At 37.7% G+C, this 20,529-nt stretch carries 17 protein-coding genes and 1 tRNA gene; 10 read left to right on the plus strand and 8 right to left on the minus strand.

The genetic code is table 11. The features are described 5' to 3' along the window. The first annotated feature begins 30 nt into the window (after positions 1-30). On the plus strand, positions 31-813 hold the full coding sequence (locus B4B65_RS07795; RefSeq protein WP_201680242.1) for a M48 family metallopeptidase: 783 nt from the start codon (positions 31-33) through the stop codon (positions 811-813). Positions 814-892: 79 nt separating this feature from the next. Here B4B65_RS07795 and yidC read toward each other — a convergent pair whose 3' ends face one another. The 4 genes from yidC to B4B65_RS07815 all read right to left on the minus strand — a co-directional run bounded on the left by yidC (position 893) and on the right by B4B65_RS07815 (position 6,795). Beyond that, positions 893-2,716, minus strand: coding sequence for a membrane protein insertase YidC (gene yidC, locus B4B65_RS07800; RefSeq protein WP_201680241.1), 1,824 nt, complete (start codon positions 2,714-2,716; stop codon positions 893-895). Between the two features lie 40 nt (positions 2,717-2,756). Continuing rightward, on the minus strand, positions 2,757-4,376 hold the full coding sequence (locus B4B65_RS07805) for a CTP synthase (RefSeq protein WP_201680240.1): 1,620 nt from the start codon (positions 4,374-4,376) through the stop codon (positions 2,757-2,759). A gap of 227 nt (positions 4,377-4,603) precedes the next feature. Next, a complete protein-coding gene (locus B4B65_RS07810) occupies positions 4,604-5,689 on the minus strand; it encodes a family 10 glycosylhydrolase (RefSeq protein WP_293914864.1) in 1,086 nt (361 codons plus the stop codon). Between the two features lie 5 nt (positions 5,690-5,694). After that, positions 5,695-6,795 carry a carbohydrate-binding family 9-like protein gene (locus B4B65_RS07815; RefSeq protein WP_293914866.1) on the minus strand — a complete coding sequence of 367 codons (1,101 nt, stop codon included), beginning with the start codon at positions 6,793-6,795 and terminating at the stop codon, positions 5,695-5,697. 161 nt (positions 6,796-6,956) lie between these two features. On the opposite strand from B4B65_RS07815, the gene B4B65_RS07820 reads away from it, so the two are divergent. Then, positions 6,957-7,946, plus strand: a complete 990-nt coding sequence (locus B4B65_RS07820; RefSeq protein ID WP_293914868.1) for a potassium channel beta subunit family protein — start codon at positions 6,957-6,959, stop codon at positions 7,944-7,946. Positions 7,947-8,023: 77 nt separating this feature from the next. Here the strand turns inward: B4B65_RS07820 and rplS are convergent, their stop codons facing one another. Next, on the minus strand, positions 8,024-8,371 hold the full coding sequence (gene rplS / locus B4B65_RS07825) for a 50S ribosomal protein L19 (protein WP_002993135.1): 348 nt from the start codon (positions 8,369-8,371) through the stop codon (positions 8,024-8,026). A gap of 280 nt (positions 8,372-8,651) precedes the next feature. Here rplS and B4B65_RS07830 point away from each other — a divergent pair. Beyond that, positions 8,652-8,725, plus strand: a tRNA-Pro gene (locus B4B65_RS07830). Between the two features lie 228 nt (positions 8,726-8,953). Here the strand turns inward: B4B65_RS07830 and B4B65_RS07835 are convergent. Next, entirely contained in the window at positions 8,954-9,718 is a 765-nt protein-coding gene (locus B4B65_RS07835) for a hypothetical protein (protein ID WP_293914870.1), read from the minus strand. Positions 9,719-9,865: 147 nt separating this feature from the next. Here B4B65_RS07835 and B4B65_RS07840 point away from each other — a divergent pair, with 147 nt between their 5' ends. Continuing rightward, entirely contained in the window at positions 9,866-10,861 is a 996-nt protein-coding gene (locus tag B4B65_RS07840; protein ID WP_293914872.1) for an AAA family ATPase, read from the plus strand. 42 nt (positions 10,862-10,903) lie between these two features. Next, positions 10,904-13,420 carry a S8 family peptidase gene (locus B4B65_RS07845; RefSeq protein ID WP_293914874.1) on the plus strand — a complete coding sequence of 839 codons (2,517 nt, stop codon included), beginning with the start codon at positions 10,904-10,906 and terminating at the stop codon, positions 13,418-13,420. Between the two features lie 598 nt (positions 13,421-14,018). On the opposite strand, the gene B4B65_RS07850 is transcribed toward B4B65_RS07845, so the two are convergent. Together B4B65_RS07850 and B4B65_RS07855 are read right to left on the minus strand one after the other, a co-directional pair. Beyond that, entirely contained in the window at positions 14,019-14,936 is a 918-nt protein-coding gene (locus tag B4B65_RS07850; RefSeq protein ID WP_293914876.1) for a DUF4238 domain-containing protein, read from the minus strand. 36 nt (positions 14,937-14,972) lie between these two features. Beyond that, on the minus strand, positions 14,973-15,587 hold the full coding sequence (locus B4B65_RS07855; protein ID WP_293914878.1) for a hypothetical protein: 615 nt from the start codon (positions 15,585-15,587) through the stop codon (positions 14,973-14,975). Between the two features lie 925 nt (positions 15,588-16,512). On the opposite strand from B4B65_RS07855, the gene B4B65_RS07860 reads away from it, so the two are divergent. From B4B65_RS07860 to B4B65_RS07880, 5 genes are all read left to right on the plus strand, one after another. Beyond that, the gene (locus tag B4B65_RS07860) at positions 16,513-17,019 is read left to right on the plus strand and encodes a hypothetical protein (RefSeq protein ID WP_293914879.1); all 507 of its coding nucleotides are present in this window, start codon (positions 16,513-16,515) and stop codon (positions 17,017-17,019) included. A gap of 152 nt (positions 17,020-17,171) precedes the next feature. Beyond that, the gene (locus B4B65_RS07865) at positions 17,172-17,936 is read left to right on the plus strand and encodes an SMI1/KNR4 family protein (protein WP_293914881.1); all 765 of its coding nucleotides are present in this window, start codon (positions 17,172-17,174) and stop codon (positions 17,934-17,936) included. A gap of 177 nt (positions 17,937-18,113) precedes the next feature. Continuing rightward, positions 18,114-19,067, plus strand: a complete 954-nt coding sequence (locus B4B65_RS07870) for a hypothetical protein (protein ID WP_293914883.1) — start codon at positions 18,114-18,116, stop codon at positions 19,065-19,067. A gap of 167 nt (positions 19,068-19,234) precedes the next feature. After that, on the plus strand, positions 19,235-19,861 hold the full coding sequence (locus B4B65_RS07875; protein WP_293914885.1) for a hypothetical protein: 627 nt from the start codon (positions 19,235-19,237) through the stop codon (positions 19,859-19,861). Positions 19,862-19,920: 59 nt separating this feature from the next. Further along, positions 19,921-20,415, plus strand: coding sequence for a YfbM family protein (locus tag B4B65_RS07880; protein WP_293914887.1), 495 nt, complete (start codon positions 19,921-19,923; stop codon positions 20,413-20,415). Positions 20,416-20,529: the final 114 nt, after the last annotated feature.

Genomic DNA, 20,529 nt, shown 5'->3' on the forward strand with positions numbered 1-20,529 from the left:
TCAATGAATAGTTACTTTATTATATTAGTTATGATCAAAAAGATTTTATTAACCTCTTGTGCTGTGGCCTTGTTGTCATCAGTAAGTTATGGACAGTTTAAGCTGAATTCAAAGACCGTTGGTTCTGCGACTAAAGCGGTCAAAGCAGTGACCCTGAGCAATGAAGATGTAGTAAAATATACGAAAGAGTATATCAAATGGATGGATGAGAACAATCCGGTCGCTCCGGATAATGATGAACTGGCTATCCGTTTGAAAAAACTGACTTCGGGTTTGAGTAACTATGACGGACTTGACCTGAATTTTAAAGTTTATCTGGTACGTGATGTGAATGCATTTGCCTGTGCTGATGGCAGCGTCAGAGTATGTGCCGGATTGATGCAGGCGATGACTGATGAGGAAGTATTAGGCGTTATCGGGCATGAGATTGGTCACGTGAAGAATGAAGATTCTAAAGATGCTTTCCGCACAGCTTTGCTAACTTCGGCATTGAAAGACGGTGTATCTTCACAGGGAGGTACTGCAGCAGCTCTTTCTGATTCACAACTTGGGGCTTTGAGTGAGCAGATCGCAAACTCAAGTTTTTCCCGCAAACAGGAATCACTTGCCGATGATTATGGATACGAGTTCCTGAAAAAACAGAAATCCAATCCATGGTATATGGCTAAAGCTTTCGAAAAACTGAATGAAATGTCAGGAGGGGAGAAGCAAAGTGCAACTCAAAAACTGATGTCTTCTCATCCGGATACACCTAAGCGTGTAGAGACTATGTCTAAAAAGGCGGAAAAGGAAGGCTTCAAAAAGCCTGAATAACAGAAATTATCCGTTATAAATAAAAAAGTGGCGGTTTCCATTTGGAAACCGCCACTTTTTTATGATCAGAACCGAGGTTCTATTTTTTGTTTTTCTGAGCCTGTTGTTGTCTCATCATTTCCTCCATTTTAGATTGGAAGGATGATTTTTTCTTTTCAGACTCCGGTCTTTTTTTATTCTGTTCGATCTTCGCCAGAATTTTGTCATCATCTACGAATGAACGAATCAATAATTGCGTCAGGAATGTAAATACCGCACCTAAGAAGTAGTAATAGTTAAGACCTGCCGGGAAACTGTTCAGGACAAAGAAGAAAATCAACGGCATAAAGTATCCGATATATTTCATCTGTCCGGTCGCTCCGGATGTTGCATTATTATACCAGGTGGTCAGTAGAGTTGTCAATGTCATGAGCACACACATTAAAGAGATGTGATCGATACCGAAGATTGCCGGGAATGTGATTGGCGAATCGTAGGTTGACAAATCTTTTACCCACAGGAAGCTTTCTCCTCTTAATTCGAACAGGTTCGGGAAGAAGTAGAAAAAGGCGATGGTAAACGGCATCTGCAGTACCAGCGGGAGACATCCTCCCAATGGATTTACACCGGCCTGTTTATATAATTTCATCTGCTCCTGTTGTAGCAATACCGCATTATCTTCACCTACTTTAGCTTTTATTTCATCCAGTTGAGGCTTCAACACGCGCATTTTGGCCATAGACTGGTACGACTTGTAGGTCAGCGGGAATAAGACACCTTTTAACAAGATCGTCAGAATCAGGATCACAATACCATAGCTCATGTGGAATCCGTCCAGGAAGTTGAATACCGGAACCGTGATCCACTGGTTGATCCAGCGCATCGGACCCCAGCCCATATTGATGATACTGTTTGAACCGTCGTTCTGTGCTTTCAGGATATTGTATTTGTTCGGGCCAAAGAAGAAATTAAAAGAATACTGGTTGTCTTTCTGGTTTGAAAAATCAAGTTTTGCTTTGGCACTGTATAATTTTACGATATCTGCTTCAGCAGCGGTCTTCACATCCAAATCAGCAGAAGCAAAACCTGTCTTGCTGGTCAGAATACTTGAAAAATAATGTTGCTTGAATGCGATCCATGTTAATCTTTTGTCCAGCTGATCATCATCATCACCGGATTCTTTTAAGTGATCTACATTGTTTTCTGCAGTTTTGTAATAGATAGAGGACTTATCACGCTCTCCTTTTACATTTTTCTCTTTCTGATACAATACAGCTCCCCAATCCAGAAGGATTGTCTTTTGATCCTGAGGGATCAGGTTCTGTAAACCTACTGCATTGACATCCAGTCCCAGATTGTAATCATCGCCTTTCAATGTATAGGTGTACTCGATATATTGCGCATCATTATAGCTCAGTCTGAATTTCACTGTCTTTGAATCTCCTTTGCTTACCGATACATCAGCATCTGTCGTCTGGAAATTAAGATTGTTGGTGGAGATATTCTGACCGGCAGCGTTGAACATCAGACCAAATCTGTTGTTATTCCCGTCAAATAGGATTAACGGAGATCCGTCGAAGTTCTTTTCGTTTTTCAGCTCAACAGATTTTACACGACCACCTTTAGAAGTGATCTTTGCAATGATCTTTTCGTTTTGCAGGGTGATGATTTTTTCTTCACCGTATTTTGCAGCTCCGAAAGGTTTTTTCAGTTCGGCTGAATCTACCTGATTGGTATTAACAGCAGTTTTCGCTGGTGTTTTTGTTGTGTCGGCTACCGGAGGTAAGCCTTCTTTGACTCTTTTCAGAGAGTCTTGTAGTCTTTGTTCTTGTTTAATCTCCGATTCTGAGGGTTTCATTAAATAAAATGATCCACCTAAGATGGCGAAGATTAGGATTAAACCAATTAGGGTATTTCTATCCATCTTTAATTATTAATTTCTATTCAATATTATCCGCAACCGCTTATTTTGTTGCTTTCGCTTTTTTGCCTGCCAAAGAAGCGGCTACAAAGCTAACAAAAAGTGGGTGAGGATTTGCAACAGTTGACTTTAATTCTGGATGAAATTGTCCGGCTACGAAAAATGGATGGTTTTTCAGCTCGACTATTTCTACAAGACCTGTCTTCGGATTAAAGCCTGACGCGATCATTCCGGCTTTTTCATATTGCTCCAGATACGCATTGTTGAATTCGTAACGGTGACGATGTCTTTCTGATATTTTTGCTTTTCCGTAGATACCGAATGCTTTTGTTCCTTTTTTGATTTCACAGTCATATGCACCTAATCTCATGGTTCCACCCATATTTTTGATATTTTTCTGTTCTTCCATCAGGTTGATCACCGGATAAGGCGTGCTTTCGTCCATTTCAAAGCTGTTTGCACCTTTCAGACCCAATACATTGCGTCCGAATTCAATTACTGAGCATTGCATACCCAGACAGATTCCGAAGAAAGGAATGTTATTTTCTCTCACATACTGAATCGTTGTCAGCTTACCTTCCAGTCCTCGTTCTCCGAATCCCGGAGCAACTAATACGCCATCCATAGCTTTTAGTTTGTCCTTCACATTTTCAGGAGCGACACTTTCAGCAGCGATATAGTGTACTTTTACTTTGCATTCATTGCTTGCACCGGCATGGATAAAGGCTTCCGAAATGGATTTATATGCGTCCGGCAATTCAATATATTTACCTACCAGCGCAATATTCACTTCGTTTGTAGGATTTTTCAGTTTACCAAGGAATGTTTTCCAGTTCGTCAGATCCGGATCATTTTTGGTAGAAAGTTTCAATTTCGTCAATACAGTTTTGTCCAGCTGTTCTTTCAGCATCAACAACGGTACATCATAGATTGTAGATGCGTCGATCGATTCGACTACCGCATTGATATTTACATTACAGAACAGGGCCAGTTTCTTACGGATGTCCTGTGAAAGAGTATGTTCTGTACGGCATACCAGAATATCAGGTTGTACCCCATATTCCAATAATGTTTTTACCGAGTGTTGTGTTGGTTTTGTTTTAAGCTCACCTGCTGCAGCAAGGTAAGGTACCAGTGTCAGGTGGATGACGAGAGAATCGTTATTGCCCAATTCCCATCTTAACTGACGTACAGCTTCAATAAACGGAAGCGATTCGATATCACCTACAGTTCCGCCCAGCTCTGTGATCACGATATCGTATTCACCGGTTTCACCCAGCAGTTGCATACGGCGTTTGATCTCATCGGTGATATGCGGGATTACCTGTACGGTTTTACCCAGATAGGCGCCTTCACGTTCTTTTTGAATGACATGCTGATATATTCTACCAGTCGTGACGTTGTTAGCCTGAGAAGTTGCTACATTCAGAAAACGCTCGTAGTGTCCGAGGTCAAGATCTGTTTCTGCACCGTCTTCGGTAACATAACATTCCCCATGTTCGTACGGATTCAATGTTCCCGGATCGATGTTAATGTAAGGATCAAATTTCTGGATGGTAACCTTATAGCCACGTGCCTGGAGAAGCTTGGCAAGAGAAGCTGCAATAATGCCTTTCCCTAACGACGAAGTAACGCCGCCCGTAACAAAAATATATTTAGTCATAGCAATTTTGGATTTCGAACTAAAAAATATGGGGGGATTGGTCCCCATTCATCAGCTTTATGTACGGGATACAAAGATAGAAATTTTTTCTGGATGTCGTGTTTTTTCCGGCCTGAAAAAGTAAAATGTTTCTGCAATCTCCGGAAAATAAAAAATGGCTATTAAACCTGTAGGATATATCTCCTTCTGCCGATGAGATTAGCCTACAGGTTTTTAATGGATATATATTACCCGAATTTTATTTTTTTAATGGCTCTGAGTACGTCGGCATTAATTTCGGATTCACCGAATAAGGATACTCCTGCGGCACCGTTTTCTTTCGCCAGCTGAATAGCGGTTTCCAGTTCGTGTACATCTTTGAAATCCGGTAAATAGAGACCTGCATACAGCGGAAACTTTTTATGCAGCGTATGGACACCTTCCGATACTGCTTCGCCGATCCAGGATACTGGCTCCCGGTAAAATCCGTGATAGATCATCGGAAAGACAGCTGACAGATTCCAGTTGGTCCAGTCCTGACGCACGATGCGTTTGGCCAGGTCCGGAGTAGGGAATACGGCAGCAGTCAGGGGTTTATGGTATTCCTTAGCGACTTCAGCGATACGGTTTACGACATTATTGATCTGTCGGTAACGAAAGCTGCGCCAGGAGAGACTTTGTGCCGGATATTCCAGTTTATCGATGTCAATTCCTGTTTCTTTTTTGAAAGCATCTTTGCTGAATTTACTGTAACAGAAGTCATAGTCCGGCAGTTCGCTGCTTTGATCCAGTTTATAGTTCTGCCAGAGGTTGACCGGCAGTACCACATCCGGATAGCGGATATAGTCCAGGTGCAGACCGTCTATATCTTTTTTCTCCAGTTGCTCTCTGGCCTTGTCTTCCAGATATTTGGGAACATCCGGATGGGAGGGGCAGAGGAAGCGGTAGTAATTGACATAAGCAGGGTCTGTAGCACATGATTTTCCTGATCTGGAAACTGCGTACCACTCAGGATGAGCCTGCAGTAATTCTTTCTCCCCTCTGTTCATGGTCCACATCCAGCGGTGGGTCTGCAGTCCCTGCTCTTTTGCTATTGCAAAATGTTTTTCTGAATAATTCTCGAAAAGCAGTCCGACTACTCCTGCATCTTTCCATGACTTGTATCTTTCTTTTAATATGGCAGAGGTATCTTTTTCATTGGGTCTTACCCAGAACCAATAATCAAAATTGAAAGAATGCTGTGGCGATATTCCGGCTATCACATCTGCAGGTTTGAGACTTAGCGCTGCAACACTTCCGGCAGCCAGTTTTAAAAAATTTCTTCTGTTACTCATGAGGTTTATGGATTAGTATCAAAATTTCCCTTGCTGTCTACTGTAGCAGTCTGTCTGGGATTGGACTTGCTGCGCAGGAGCAGGCTATAATAGTTTTTTTGCGAATTCGTCAACAGTTCAACGTCATAGGTTTTCAGATACGGCTGAATATGTGTCGTAAAGGAAGGCAGATGACTTAGTTTGGACGTATAGACCTTATTCTTGTCAAAATACAGTTTTTGTAAATAATGGATGTTCCAGCTCAGTTTGGATATCGCATAATAAGGAGGTAGTTCCGGTACGGTATCCTGCTGTTCGGTTACAAACTGGATATAGCCCCAGCGTTCCGGATAATGCATATTGATGACTCCTATCGGAGACCATACCCAGTTGTCTTCTTCTATGCGTTTATTGTTTTTTAATTTTCTGCTGTATTTTCCGTTCTGGATTTCATGTTGCCACTGCACACGTGAAAAATTGATCTGCCAGTAATCTTTTGGCTTAGGGGCATTGCCCGGCCCGTAAGCCCGTAAGGATTCAAACGGAATAGCCATTTCTACGGCCCAGTACTTGTCTGTATCATCCGGATTATTGACTGTTCCTTCGTTGTGGACAGCCGAACGCAATCCTTTAACATCCCAGTGTACGAGTGCATTTCCGCCAAAACGGTAGGGCTTCGATAGCAACAGGTCAAAGATGGTATTGAGTACATTGACCTCTATTTCATAATATTCACTTTGGTGGATATTAGGTTTGATAAAGATCTCAAAGTCATTGTTGTGGTATATAATCTCGTCATGTTTCTCGAGATTACCCCATATGTGCGGCTCTTCCATTTGCGCATATACATACAGGTATTCTTCATCCCATAGCATTTTGACCTGTGTTTTATAGGCCGGATCCGGAAGCTGTTTTCCCTGTATATCGACAAAAAGATTTGTCCAGGCTGTATTCTGCCAGTCTTGTTCGCTGGCTTTTCCGTCAATTTCTACCGGTTTTTCCGTTTTTACTACAGCATAGGTCTGAGGTATGCTTTGCAAGGCCTCGAACTGGGCTGTATTTTGTTGGCCGGAACAGGGGGAAACCAATAACAGTGTACAAATAGTCGATAGCAGAATGTTTTTCATGTATAGGGCTAATATAAATGTTGAAGTTAAAGTAAATTGTTTTAGCAACGAAATTCTGGCCATTCTGTAAAAGAAATGTTGCAACGAAATTTTAGAACTCTTTTTCCCAAATATCAGTCTGAAAGTATAACTTTAGTACATATATAAATTAGATAGTTTTTATGGAATATAGAAGAATGGGAAAGACGGGGCTCCAATTGAGTGTGCTTTCCTTCGGATCCTGGGTGACTTTTGCCCGTCAGACGGATGATCAGCAGAATGATCGCCTTATGTCTGTGGCTTATGATGCCGGGATCAATTTTTTTGATAATGCAGAGGTTTATTCCAACGGCTTGTCGGAGGAGATGATGGGACGTATCCTGAAGCAGAAGGATTGGGACCGTTCATCTTATGTCGTATCCAGCAAGGCTTTTTTTGGCTGGAAGGGTGCGGATAAAAAACCTAATCAGCATGGATTGAGCCGTAAGCATCTTACGGAGGCCTGCCATGAGGCGCTGACACGCCTGCAGGTGGAGTATCTGGATTTGTATTATTGCCATCGTCCGGATAAGAATGTGCCGATTGAAGAGGTGGTGCGTACGATGAATACGCTGATTCAGCAGGGGAAGATTCTGTATTGGGGTACGAGTGAATGGTCTGCAGCGGAGATTGTGGAAGCGCATGCTGTAGCAAGTAGACTAGGACTGGAAGCTCCTGCTGTCGAACAACCGGAGTATAACTTGTTTAACCGCCAGAAGATGGAAGCGGATTACCTGACTATCTTTAAGAATCTGGGTATGGGGACGACGATCTGGAGTCCGCTGGCTTCGGGTTTGCTAACCGGAAAGTATAATAACGGTATACCTGAAGATTCGCGTCTGGCACTGGAAGGCTATGGTTGGCTTAAAGACAGAGCGCTTGCGCAGGATAAACTGAACAGGGTAGAGGAGTTGGGTAAACTGGCGGTGCAGCTGGGTGTGTCGTTGCCTACACTGGCGATTGCCTGGTGTGTACGCAATCCAAATGTCACTACAGCTATCTTAGGTGCGACCAAGGAGAGTCAGTTGCTGGAAAATCTGAAAGCTCTGGAGGTATTGCCGTTACTGACACCGGAGGTGTTAACGCAGATCGACGATATTATGCAGACCAAGCCATTTGTATCTGAATATTAATCCGGGTACAGCAAAGTAAACATAAAAAAGGCTTTGAAGTATCTTCAAAGCCTTTTTTATGTTCGTTGAGTAAATAATTATACTCGTCTTGTTTTGATACGAGCAGCTTTACCAGTACGATCGCGTAAATAAAATAATTTCGCACGACGAACTTTACCGTAGCTATTTACTACAATTTGGTCAATGTTAGGGGAATTTACAGGGAAAATACGCTCAACACCAATACCGTTAGAGATTTTACGTACGGTGAAAGTTGCATTAGTACCTTCGCTGTTTAATTGGATCACCACACCTTGGTACACTTGCACACGCTCTTTGTTTCCTTCGCGAATTTTATAATGAACGCTGATGGTATCTCCTGCTTTGAAAGCGGGAATTTCGTTTTTCGTAACCGCTTGTTCTTCTACAAATTTTACTAAATCCATGATTTCGAGTAATTAATAACGATTTTGTCCTGTAAAAATCGGAATGCAATATTACAGCTTTTTTTTCAATTTCAAAAATACTTTTTTCAAAAAGTTGAGTTCTTGTATTTCGGATGCAAAAGTACACAATTTTGCGGGTATTATATAAGATGTAAATAATATTTAATAAAGTTCGTTATGAGTGGGTTACAGATATATTTGGCAGAGAAGTCAAAAAATATTTGACAAAATGGTTTTTCGCCGTATATTTGTGCCACAGAAAATAAAGGTGATACCTTTTCGGGGTGTAGCGTAGCCCGGTATCGCGCCACATTTGGGATGTGGAGGTCGTAGGTTCGAATCCTGCCACCCCGACTAAAAAGAGTTCTAACGAAAGTTAGGACTCTTTTTTCGTTTATGGGTGTGGCTTGGGTGAGAACCTAGGTTCGATTCAAAGAAGGCTCAGGGATAGTGTTTGGGGATTGTGTGGCTGAGCCAATCCTGCTACCCCGACAAAAGCCACTGATATTCAGTGGCTTTTTCTTTTTTCGGACATATTTCGGACGTTTTAATCATAAATAGATATATTAATAACTTAAAAATTTATTTTCTTTTTTTGAGGAATGCTTCGTAACTATCTTTAGTTGAATATATAAAATGTTCATGCGTATCTCTAGTGTTTTTTCCTGATATATCATCCACGATAATCTTTGAACGATAAGGGTGTACAATTACACCTGGAACGTTATGCATGACAAACTTAAGCTCCTCTATTACATTTGATTCTACAGACTCTTTTTTTGAAAGAATGATATAGAAATAGAATGAATTTATTGCTATACAACGAATAATGAAGTGTTCGAGCTTTCTCCCGGTGTCAATTGATGCGCATCTGGCTGAATGTGGGGGGAGTATTATCCCTTCTTCATTAGAAGGAATAACAAGGTCAAGTTTGATTATTATATCTTCTCTTTGTACCCCTCCATCTAGGATGACTTTACGATACTTTGCAAATGGATTGTTCTCTTTGATTATCGTTCGTGAAGAATTATAGGTGATTTTAAGTAGACAACGCATCAACATATCATAATCATATTCAAACTCAAAATTATTTGATATTTCTTGGAACTGATGAAAGTAGCGATCGAAAAGTAGACATAAGTGAGCATCGAGATCAGATAGTTTCTTGTTGTTGCACTCTGCACATACATCGGCTATAACCAATTCACCACTTATATATTTATTTTGGCTGCCTACATATCTTGATGTAAGGTCAGGCATCCTTTCAATGATGCATTTTGGCCAAATGTGTTCTCTTGTCATAGGGCCTTCTTTGTCGCAATAGGCGCAGGTTTTTAATTTTGACATTTGTAGTTTTTAGCAATTTAATATATTTTATGGTAATTGAGTGGTTTGATAAAAATGAATTGAGGTGTTCATAAGACTATAATTTGTATCTTTGCAGCTTTATAAGAACAATTTTTGTATATTTAATGCTAAAATGCTTACAACTTTATGAATCAAGATCTAATGCTTCGGTTATTTCGTTCCATAGAAGGAGAACCTAATGATGATATCTTTAAGGTAGCAGATGCTATTATTGATTCTGAGCGTAAAAAAGGCCATAGTAAATTGGCCGATAGATTGACAGGTATATTAAAACGCAATGTACAATCTAATCAATCATTAAGAGGCGAGCTTAAAAATATTTTTGGTTCTACAATCGCTATCCCAACCGATAATCGTAAAAACATACCTTTAGCTGTCGAAATCCCTAGAGAAGAGTTGCGACATGATATGGTATTAACTGTTGTTGTTGAAGAAAAAATAAAACGTATAGAAAAGGAATACGTAGCTCGTGAACGCTTGGCGTTGTTTGGATTGAAACCCAAAAGAAGAGTATTATTACACGGAGCTCCGGGTTGTGGAAAAAGCATGAGTGCCGAGCGGATTGCTTGGAATACAGGTTTACCGTTTTTAAAGGTTCGTTTCGAAGCTATTATCTCTTCTTATCTTGGGGAGTCTGCAACCAACCTAACCAAACTTTTTGAAGCGATTGCGTCATACCCATGTGTACTACTGCTGGACGAGTTTGATTTTATAGCAAAGGCTAGGGGGGACAAACAAGATGTTGGAGAGATGCATCGTGTCGTAAATATCTTATTGAATGTTCTAGAAGATTATGATGGGCCGGGAATAATAGTTGCCACGACCAATCTTCAAGGATCTATCGACCCTGCATTATTTAGACGCTTTGATGATATTATTGAATTACCTAAACCCGGTAAGCGAGAAATCACAAGAATATTAAAGAATACTTTAGGAGCTATTAAAGTTTCTAAAGACATGGATTGGAATGGTATTGCGGACGATTTACTTGATTACTCTGCTGCACTCATAGTGAAGATTGCTTTAGACGGAGCTAAGATAGCTGTGCTTAGTGGAAAGCTAGAAGTAGATATGCTTCATTTACAACAATCTATTCAAGAAAATAAAAACTATAAAACCTAATATGTAAAATGTAGTTACAGCCTTTAATTAACCAACTAGTTTATGAGCCAATTCCCACATCTTACCTTTAAAGATTCTTTTAAGGGTGATTTTCGATTTAAAACAGGTTACCGCAAACCAAATCCCAAAACAATAGAGAATCGTAGAAATAGCAGAAGTCATGGTATTTTTATAGGAAATAATGCCAACTCTGTAAAGGAACGGTATAAAAATGAACTTGCTAGAAGAGCACAAGAAGGATTACCTCATCTAGATGAAAACATGATTCCAGTGTTTCTGCAAGTGGACCCTGATGGGTTCGATATTGAAGCATTGAAAGGGTTTGGTATAGAGATTATTTCCGAAGAAGAAGAAGGATTTATTATTGGGGCGAGTATAGATGGGTTTAGCTCTCTTGAAAGAAAAATCAAGCAATTTATTGAAGAAGATAAAGCGGTAAATACTGCTCAGCTTTGGGATATAGTGTTGGGCGAGAACTGGCGTGTGGAACAGATTCTTTCAGAAGAGTTACAACGTCGATGGAGCCAGATAGAAGATGAAGATATATTGGTAGTAGACGTGTCGATTGCTTGCTATTTGAAAGCGCCAGACTATCCTTTAAGGGATAAGGAAGATTCAGATGAAAAATATGAACAGCGAATTGAAAGATGGAGAGATCGCTATCAAAAATATGAGATAGAAAAGGACGATTTTGAATTCGCTAGGCACGAAGATGTACAACGCTTTCTTGAAAACTATGGTGCGGAAATCATAAGTGGTTTCATCTCCGAGAGAGATAGCTTTAGTTTTAGCGTTCGTCTTCGAGGAAAAATATTAAAGGATTTTGTGTTTAATTACCCTTATGTATTTGAAGTAATTGAAAAAGCAGTTATTGATTCACCTGTCGGGTTCGAGGGAGATGGAGAGGAATGGGATATGGATATTTTACCTCCATCAATTGATGCTCCGAAAGTTTGTGTCATTGATAGCGGAGTTATGGAGGGGCATAAATTGTTACTACCAGCCATACTTTCCAAAGAGTCAATGAGTTTTGTTCCCAATTCTGCTCATACTGTTGCAGACGAGGTCGTAAATGGCGGACACGGTACCCGAGTTGCGGGTGCAGTATTGTTTGGTAATAATATACCAAGAGAAGGCAAGTATCAAGCGCCTTGTTATATCTACAATGCAAGAGTATTGGATGGAGATAATCAACTATCCTCATTGCTATTTCCTCCAGAACTGATGGAGAATGTTTGTTTGAATTTTGGAGATGCGCATATTTTTAATTTATCTATAAACAATAGGGTAGCTTGTCGTACCACACATATGTCTCAGTGGGCAGCTTCTTTAGACCGAATGAGTCATGAAGATGCACATCTATTTGTGGTGTCGGCCGGAAATTTATCTACTGAAAAGGTACAGCCTAATAATCCAGGCATTAAAGATCATCGATCTGCAGGCAGGAATTACCCAGTATATTTATTAGAAAATGCATCGCGAGTCGCGGATCCTGCACAGAGCCTATTTTCTATTACAGTTGGTTCTATTTGTATAGATCATTATGAAGATGAAGATTTAAAATCATTTGGACAAAGAGATCATGTTTCCTCTTTCTCTAGAAGTGGTTTGGGGATTTGGAATTCCATCAAACCGGAGCTTGTAGAATACGGAGGAGATTGGGTTACAGAAAAAATGGGCAATAATTTGATCATCAAAGAAACAACTTGTCCAGAGACAGTAGTTTCCAGAGGACTAGGTGTAGCTAGAGATACAGTCGGCACATCCTTTGCCGCACCAAAAGTATCGCATATCTTGGCGAAGTTGGTAGCGCAGTTTCCATTTGAAGGTGCGCTCTTTCATAAGGCATTATTGCTTCAGTCTGCGCGTTTACCCGAACATGTCCGTCATAATCCTGATTTGAACGCTATGCGACATTACGGCTATGGGATTCCAGATAGTGTACGAGCTGTAGAAAATTCAGCTAGACGGATTACGTTTACTACCTCAGATGGTGTATCGCCTGGTCAAGCAAATCTATATACCGTTCAAATTCCAGATGAACTTAGGCGTCAGGGCCAAGATTTTGATATCTTGATAGAGGTATCACTTTGTTATACAGCCAAAAGTAGACGTACACGCAGACGCATTAATTCATATCTGTCATCCTGGCTTTCCTGGCAATCGGCTCTATTGGGGCAGGGAATTGAGGAGTTCAAACAAGAAGTGATTAAAGACATTGAAAATGATGTTGATGCAGCTAATGACGATCCATTTGATCAGCCTACACGAATTTCATGGACAATAGACGAGCACCCAAACTGGGGACAGGTAAAAGAAATTAAAAGACAAGCTAATGCCAATCAGAAGGATTGGGCAACACTAAAATCGTATAATCTACCTACGGAACTCTCGTTCGCTGTAGTTGGACATAAGGGCTGGGAGAAAGACTTAGAGGAGAAGGTGCCTTTTGCCTTTGTTGTCAGCTTCGAGGTCTTAAATGGAGAAATACCGTTGTATGATTTGATGGCACGGGTTAATATTGAAGTAGAGCAGGAGAGTCAGATTCCGTTGTTTTAATTACTATAACAAAAATTTTTGAGTTGTTGGTAAAAGTAAGGACTACAGCATTATAAAAATAAAGAATATCATAAATTTAAGGTACGAGGAAAAGTGGCATAAATTTATTACCAACAGAAGTCGATCTTAGTTTTTTCCATGGAGCTAAAAATATATGATAAATGTCAATATTCATGTCTGTTAAACTAAAACAGCGATATAGAATCAATCTTTTTCATTATATCATTCAAAGGTATAATGAAAAGATTGAATTTTAGTAGTTTGTATAAGCGGTTATTGTTGAATTTTAGTAAGTTACTTGTTTTATGAGATTTTATTTGTAATTAGTAAATGCAATGAAAAGCAACCAAACTGAAGATACTCTAAACTCAATAAACCAAAATGTTTTTTTTAGAGAATTTACATTTATCAAAAATGATTTTATCGTTTATAAAAACAAGCTTGAATTTTCGGATAACTTAGTTTGCCTCGACACATATCAGAAGTTTATTGCGCAAGCTGCTAATCACATGACTTTGATTCTCCGTTTATACCTGTTCTAACTGAAATGCTTAAATAACTTCTTGTTGTTAGCGAGACTAGATAGAGTAAGAAGGTATCACTTTTCGTGTTTTTTTTCTAGGAAATCTAAATCTTGTATCGATCTTAAAATATTGTTTTTTTCTCCGTAAACGAAATGCTCTGCTCTTTCCAATTGAGAGATATTAAGAATTCTGACAGCTGGTTCGGAAGCAACTTTCCCATGCTCAATTCTTAAAATAATATTTGGGTCCGTATCTTCTATAAAGGGATACAAGTTTATCATGTGGTATTTGTCAATTGGTAGCTGTATATTACAAGAAGGAGAATATAGCGGTTCCGAAGTATAGACGGGACGATCACTTGAGATTAAGCCTATCGGGCTATTGTATTTAACCACCATAATATGATAGGAAAATTTTAACTCTACTAGCCCTTTTAATCTTGATATACATTCGATATTGGAAATTTGTCTGTTTTCATTTCTATTTTTGGTTTTAGCTTCATCTATACTTTTCTCAGACCAATCGTATGCTAGTTTTCCGTCTTCTGTATATAGTTTTTTTTCTGTACCTAATTGTTCATGAGAATTGAATACATAATCGATACTTCTATCTGTCAAACTATCTAATGCTTGAGCTATTTTAGGAGTTCTTAATTCTTGGGAGATTATATGGCGAAGAATTTTATTCTTGATTTCTGGTGTTATTTTTTCTGTCTTTTCATTAGTTAGCAAATTGTAAATACTGTTGTAATGGCTTTCAATATTATTAGCATAATATTTTTCCAACCATCTTTTATCTATTTCAGAAGGTGAGTGGTCGAAAGTGTAAAATTCATTGATCTTACAAATATTTTTGATGTTGACTCTAGGTATATTAATGTCTTTTTGCTTTTTATAAAAGACATCCACGAAATAGTCCTTTTTCTTGATTGATGTTGAAAAGTTCTTCAAATAAACTCTAGGTACTATATGTTGGCCAATAGGTTCATTCATAGTAATTATTATTTTGGATGGGTAATAAAAAGTAAATTATAACTGTGAAGTTATATAGTCCATTTTGGACTTGAAATTTGTACGAAGCTTTGTATTGATTGGGTTTCTTAATTCATTACAATAATTTAAGAGGGCCGATAAGATTTCTTGATGAAATAATTGTCGTTGTATTAATATTCCCTCTTCTATATCATTGTCATTCGCCCAAGCTAAAATTGGTTCTTTACGAATATGTATTAAAGATTTCTTCTTTGTTTGGGCTTGATGTAATATCCCACATCTAATATGTAAATAAAATATATAGGATTTTCTCTTGCTTGTAAAAAATGCTTTAAAATCATTTGATTTCTGAAAAAAATTATGAAAAGCAATGGAGTGATGACCAGAGGTTTCTTCCTGTCCATTGTAAAACTGTTGAAGAGTTTCAATTATCAGGCAGTCTAACGCAATTATAGCGAAACCAGCAAATTTGCCAACCCCTATATCTTTATTATTTTCAAGTATTTTAATTTGATTGAAGAATCTGCCATTCATCCGATCTTCAAATATGTCAACAGCAGTGTTCCAATCGTTAGAGCCATAAATTAGGTTCAAACTGTCCCAGTCAGCCTTTGAATATTTAGGACTAATTTTAAGTGACTTGGTATTCATAAATAGGTTGTTTCTTTTTAATCAAATCTAATAAATTTTATAGATATCTTGTTCCTTGAAAAATCTTTATCCACTATCCAAAAGGTTGTCAAATCTGACAATTTAATTTCCCAACTTTGACATAGTAAAACATAACACAACACAGTCCCGAAAAGATGCCGACAGGCAGCAGCAGCAAGATGTTTTTGATCTAACTACTGAAACTGATAAGCAAGGCTTAAAGTTCAATTAAAATAGATCGATGAAGACATAAACTAAAAAGGTATGTCATACTATATTTTACTTTATAAGCTCGAAGCTAAGCCTATAATATGATTAATTTAATTTGGCAAATTCTCATTTATACTTGTTTTAAACTCTAATACATTATTTAGCATTCGATAAATAAGTTTTAAAAATGGAAAATGTTATCGTCTTCTAAGGCCAATTTTTTCAAATCTTCCAAAAAATGGTTCGAAAATTGTCCCGACAGGACGACTGAAAAGCTCTGACGAAAGTCAGGGCTTTTTTTGTTTTCGGCGGGATGAGAACCGTTGGTTCGATCCGCAGGAGGCTTAGGGATTGCGTTTGGGGTGAGAGGGGCTGAGCCAATCCTGCCACCCCGAGTACCGACTAAAAACCACTTAAATTTATATAATGACCTTTGGAGAGATAATTAACTCAACCAATTTTTAAAGATAAATAGCCATTGATAGGTTTAAGGTCTAAACGAAGTAATCTTTATATGCTTTAACTGTATTGCCAGCATATCTCTACTTAATTTAATTTTATTTTAACATATTGAAATGTAGTAATTTATATTTTTTTTGGGTTTGTAAGGCGAAATGCGTCTATACAGACGAATTAGCGAAATGTTTCGTATATTACTTTCGTTAAAAAATATGTTATGAGTAATTTTATCAGCCTAACTCTAAACCAAAACTAAATGGAATTTCAAGACATGATCTTTTTAAGTGAAATTGTATTGCAATCGAAAGTTGCACAAAGATCTGCTGAGCATTTACAAGCAGCAAACGAGAGTTTTGACCAAACAGAAATATGGGATTCAATACAATCAATACTTGTTGCTACTGGAAATGTATCCAAGATTCTTTGGCCAAACAAAAAATATGAAAAGAGGGGTGAAAGATTGCGACAAATACTTAAAGTGGAACAAAATAATCCTCTTAATAATCGTAAATTTAGAAATCATTTTTTTGAGCATTATGATGAGTTAGTCGAAGAATGGTTTAAAAACCACGCAAATGGAGTTTATATTGATTTAGCGATGAATCCCTCTCTTTATGGAGGTAGAACTGGCAATACACATCGTGGATATAATTCGTTTAACAATACTCTGTTATTTCGCGGAGAATTATTTGATTTGAATATAGTTTTAAATGCACTTGAGGTAATAAGTAGCAATTGTAAGGGTTTAGTTTTAGAATCTTAAAATTCGTCCAAAAACTGCCACTAAGAGTGGTTTTGTGCAATTGCGAGTTTTGTAGTAAATAGAAGTTCATTTTCCGAAATAATATTTTTTAGTGGAAAATAACCACTTTCTAATCCGCTACTACCGCCAATACACGCCCCGTTACACACAATATGCAGAAAAATCAGAGTAAAATATTGATTGAAGAAATTAAATCTAACTTAAGACGTTATCATGAATTAACTGAAAAGTTTGCTGATAAAAATCAATTATCTACTGAACAAAAGAATGCAATTTTTAAGTCTCTAAACCCACCGCTTGACGAAGATATAATTAGTGACTTCGAGCACAACAATAATGTGCAGCTACCTGTTGAATACAAACTTTTTCTTACTGAAATTGGAAATGGAACCGGAAGCACCTGGGATGATGCCGGAATTGGACCGGATCTCGGAATTTTAAAAGTGACATTTGACAAAGAACATTGTTTTATTTTTGATGACACCATAACAGACCTGGAAAATACATTTCAATTTGAAGAGGAATATAACGTAGAAAACTGGGAATATTTGTATGAGAAATTCACCAACTGGTTTGACAAGTATACCGGCGAATTTAGAAACGATCTTTTTCAACTAAGGGAGCCTACTAACGAGGAGTTTGAAGAATTTATATCGATAAACGGAGAGAATCCCCGAAATGAATACTACGAAAGATTTGAAGTAAATGGAGTTTTACCTATTTGTGGAATTGGTTGCGGAGAATACTATTTCATTGTAATATCCGGAAATTGCAAAGGTGAGATCTGGATTGATTTTCGCGATAATTGGGGAGGAATTGCTCCCGTTTTAGATAAAAACGGGAACAGACAAAAGTTTGACGCCTGGTATAATGAATGGCTAACGCTGGAAATTGAAGAACTGCAAAACAGACTCTGAAACGCTACTGCTAATTATGAGGATTTCATAAAATGGCGGTTTAAGGGAGAAATTGAAAGTTTCTCCTTTTTTCATAAATTTAGAAAATAGTAAAAGGCTGTTGCTTAGGTTAGTGCAAAATTGAAAGTTTTTATATTCTAATTCGCCACTATGCGGACATTTACCACTAATTGTAAAATGACACGACTGAAACAAAGATATGGACTACTAATTACAGGGATTACTCTCGGTATCGCATATGGACTCGTGACAAGGTTGGTGTTCGGACAAAAAGCAACTTTAGCTTCGTTGACTTATCTGTTTATCATTCCGACAATTTTAGGAATTATTCCTTTAATGTTTGCTGACAATGACAAACTCAAATCGTACAAGAACATTATTTTTATTCCTTGGCTGACAGTTTCGACTTTCTTTTTGACAATGCTCTTATTTGGTATTGAAGACTTCATTTGCTTGTTGGTGCTGGCAGCACCTTTTTTTATTTTAGGAACAATTGGAGCATTGATTTATAGGATGTTTCAAATTAACAGACAAAAAAGTAAAGGAAAACTATTGACCTTGGTTTTACTACCCTTTCTATTTGCACCAATCGAAGAATACATAAAAAGTCCTTCTAAAATTTACAATGTAAAAAGTGAAGTTATTATTGACGCAACACCTGAGAAAATTTGGAATAATATTGTAGAAGTTCAGACAATTGATCGGAAAGAATATAATTCAGGATTTTTCAATTCAATCGGTATTCCCCGACCAATAAGTGCAACTGTAGACAAAAAAAGACTTGGCGGACAAAGAATAGGGAATTTTGAAGGTGGCTTAATGTTCATTGAAACAATCACGAAACTTGAAGAGAATAAGAAAGTTTCCTTCGACATAAAAATTGATCCTTTAACGGTGCGACAAAAAGTATTTGACCAACATGTACTAAATGGTAACTATTTCAACTTTGTTGACGCAACCTACGAACTGACCGAATTAAAAAATGGGCAAGTAAAATTGACTCTTTCTTCAAGTTATCAGTTGACTTCAACAATCAATTTTTATGGGAAATTTTGGGGCGGCATAATACTAACGGACTTTCAAAACAGACTATTAAACGTAATTGAAAACAGATGCGAAACAAAAAAATAGCTTGCGGTAACACATGTCTGGTGCAATAGGGCTGATTTCGTTAATTGAAACTTCCTGCTTCTATTGTAAATTCGTGTTGGTTGACAGTTTAGTTTTCTGAAATCACGCACTATCGCCAAGCTCCGAAACGTTATGGGTAATACAAAACAAATCTGACGAAGAAAAATATGGGAACAATTAAAAACGGTTTTTGGAAATTAAGTTTTATATTAAGTCCGAATGAATTTAGAGATTTTGTAAAATATTGTAGAGAATTCGAAATTGAATTTAACCATCAAAGAGGCGAAGATATACAAGAAGAATATACAAAATTTTACAACTCATTAACATCAGACAAACAGCCTAAAAACTATTTGAAACAAGGTAGTATTTCTCATATTACTGTAAATAGTTTTGTATGTAGTTTGAATGTTAAAGACGCAATAGGTTTTATAATCAATCCTGCAAATATGGTGCACTGGACACACTACAGAGAAGCTGTACGAATTCAGGGTTGGGCTGTACAAATTACATTACAAAAAGGCGTAAGTGTAGACAAAGAAGATGAAAAGGGTAAGTATTTTGTATACGAAGACATACAATTACATTCACCAAAATCATATCCCTTATACCTGCAAGTAGTTTCCTATATAAAAAGCATAACAAAACCTTTAAGATTTAAAGCTCATAATATTGATGACATAGAAGAAATAAATCCAGCAGTAAGAATAAGTGAACAAGTTGCAATAGATTTAGCAAATAGTTGGATTTTCAAAAATTATGAATTTGAAATGATAAGCTATCAAAAAAAATAAACATAAAATCGTCCTGATAAAAAGGAAATTTTAGATTTTTAAACAAAGATAATTGACTTATGGGGATGATAGCAAATTTGCTTCGAGTGACAACGTCTGAACTTGAAGCGTATTTAAAAGATAGTTCATTATTAGAAGACAGCATTTATAATGATGAAGAAGACGCCGAAAATCTGGTTGATATTGACAAGTCCTGGGATGGAATTATATTTTTACTAACCGGACAAAGTCTGGCTACTTCAAAACACAATCTGGTAAGAATTTTATTCAGTGGACAAATTATTGACGAAGAGCAGGATTTAGGTTATGGTCCCGCTCATTATTTGACAGCAGAGCTGGTTGCTGAATTAAATGGTGAAATTTCGGCAATTACGATTGCTGATTTAAAACAAAGGTTCAACCCTGAAAGAATGAACGAATTAGAAGTTTATCCGATCATTTGGGACGAAGAGGATGATGCTTTTGATTATCTGGCTGATGGATTTTTGACATTACAAAATGTTTTTGCAGAGGCTACAAAAAATGAAGAGGCAATCATTACATTTATGAACTAAACGATATAAAAGTACGAGCTTCACCCTCTGCATCGTATGGACTGATTCCGAAGTTCCGGTGTTCGAATGCTCCTTATATCAGGCTGCGGATTGTTGTGAGAAATGTAAAATAAC

This window comes from Sphingobacterium sp. UBA5789 (assembly GCF_002418355.1).
Taxonomy (GTDB): Bacteria; Bacteroidota; Bacteroidia; order Sphingobacteriales; family Sphingobacteriaceae; genus Sphingobacterium.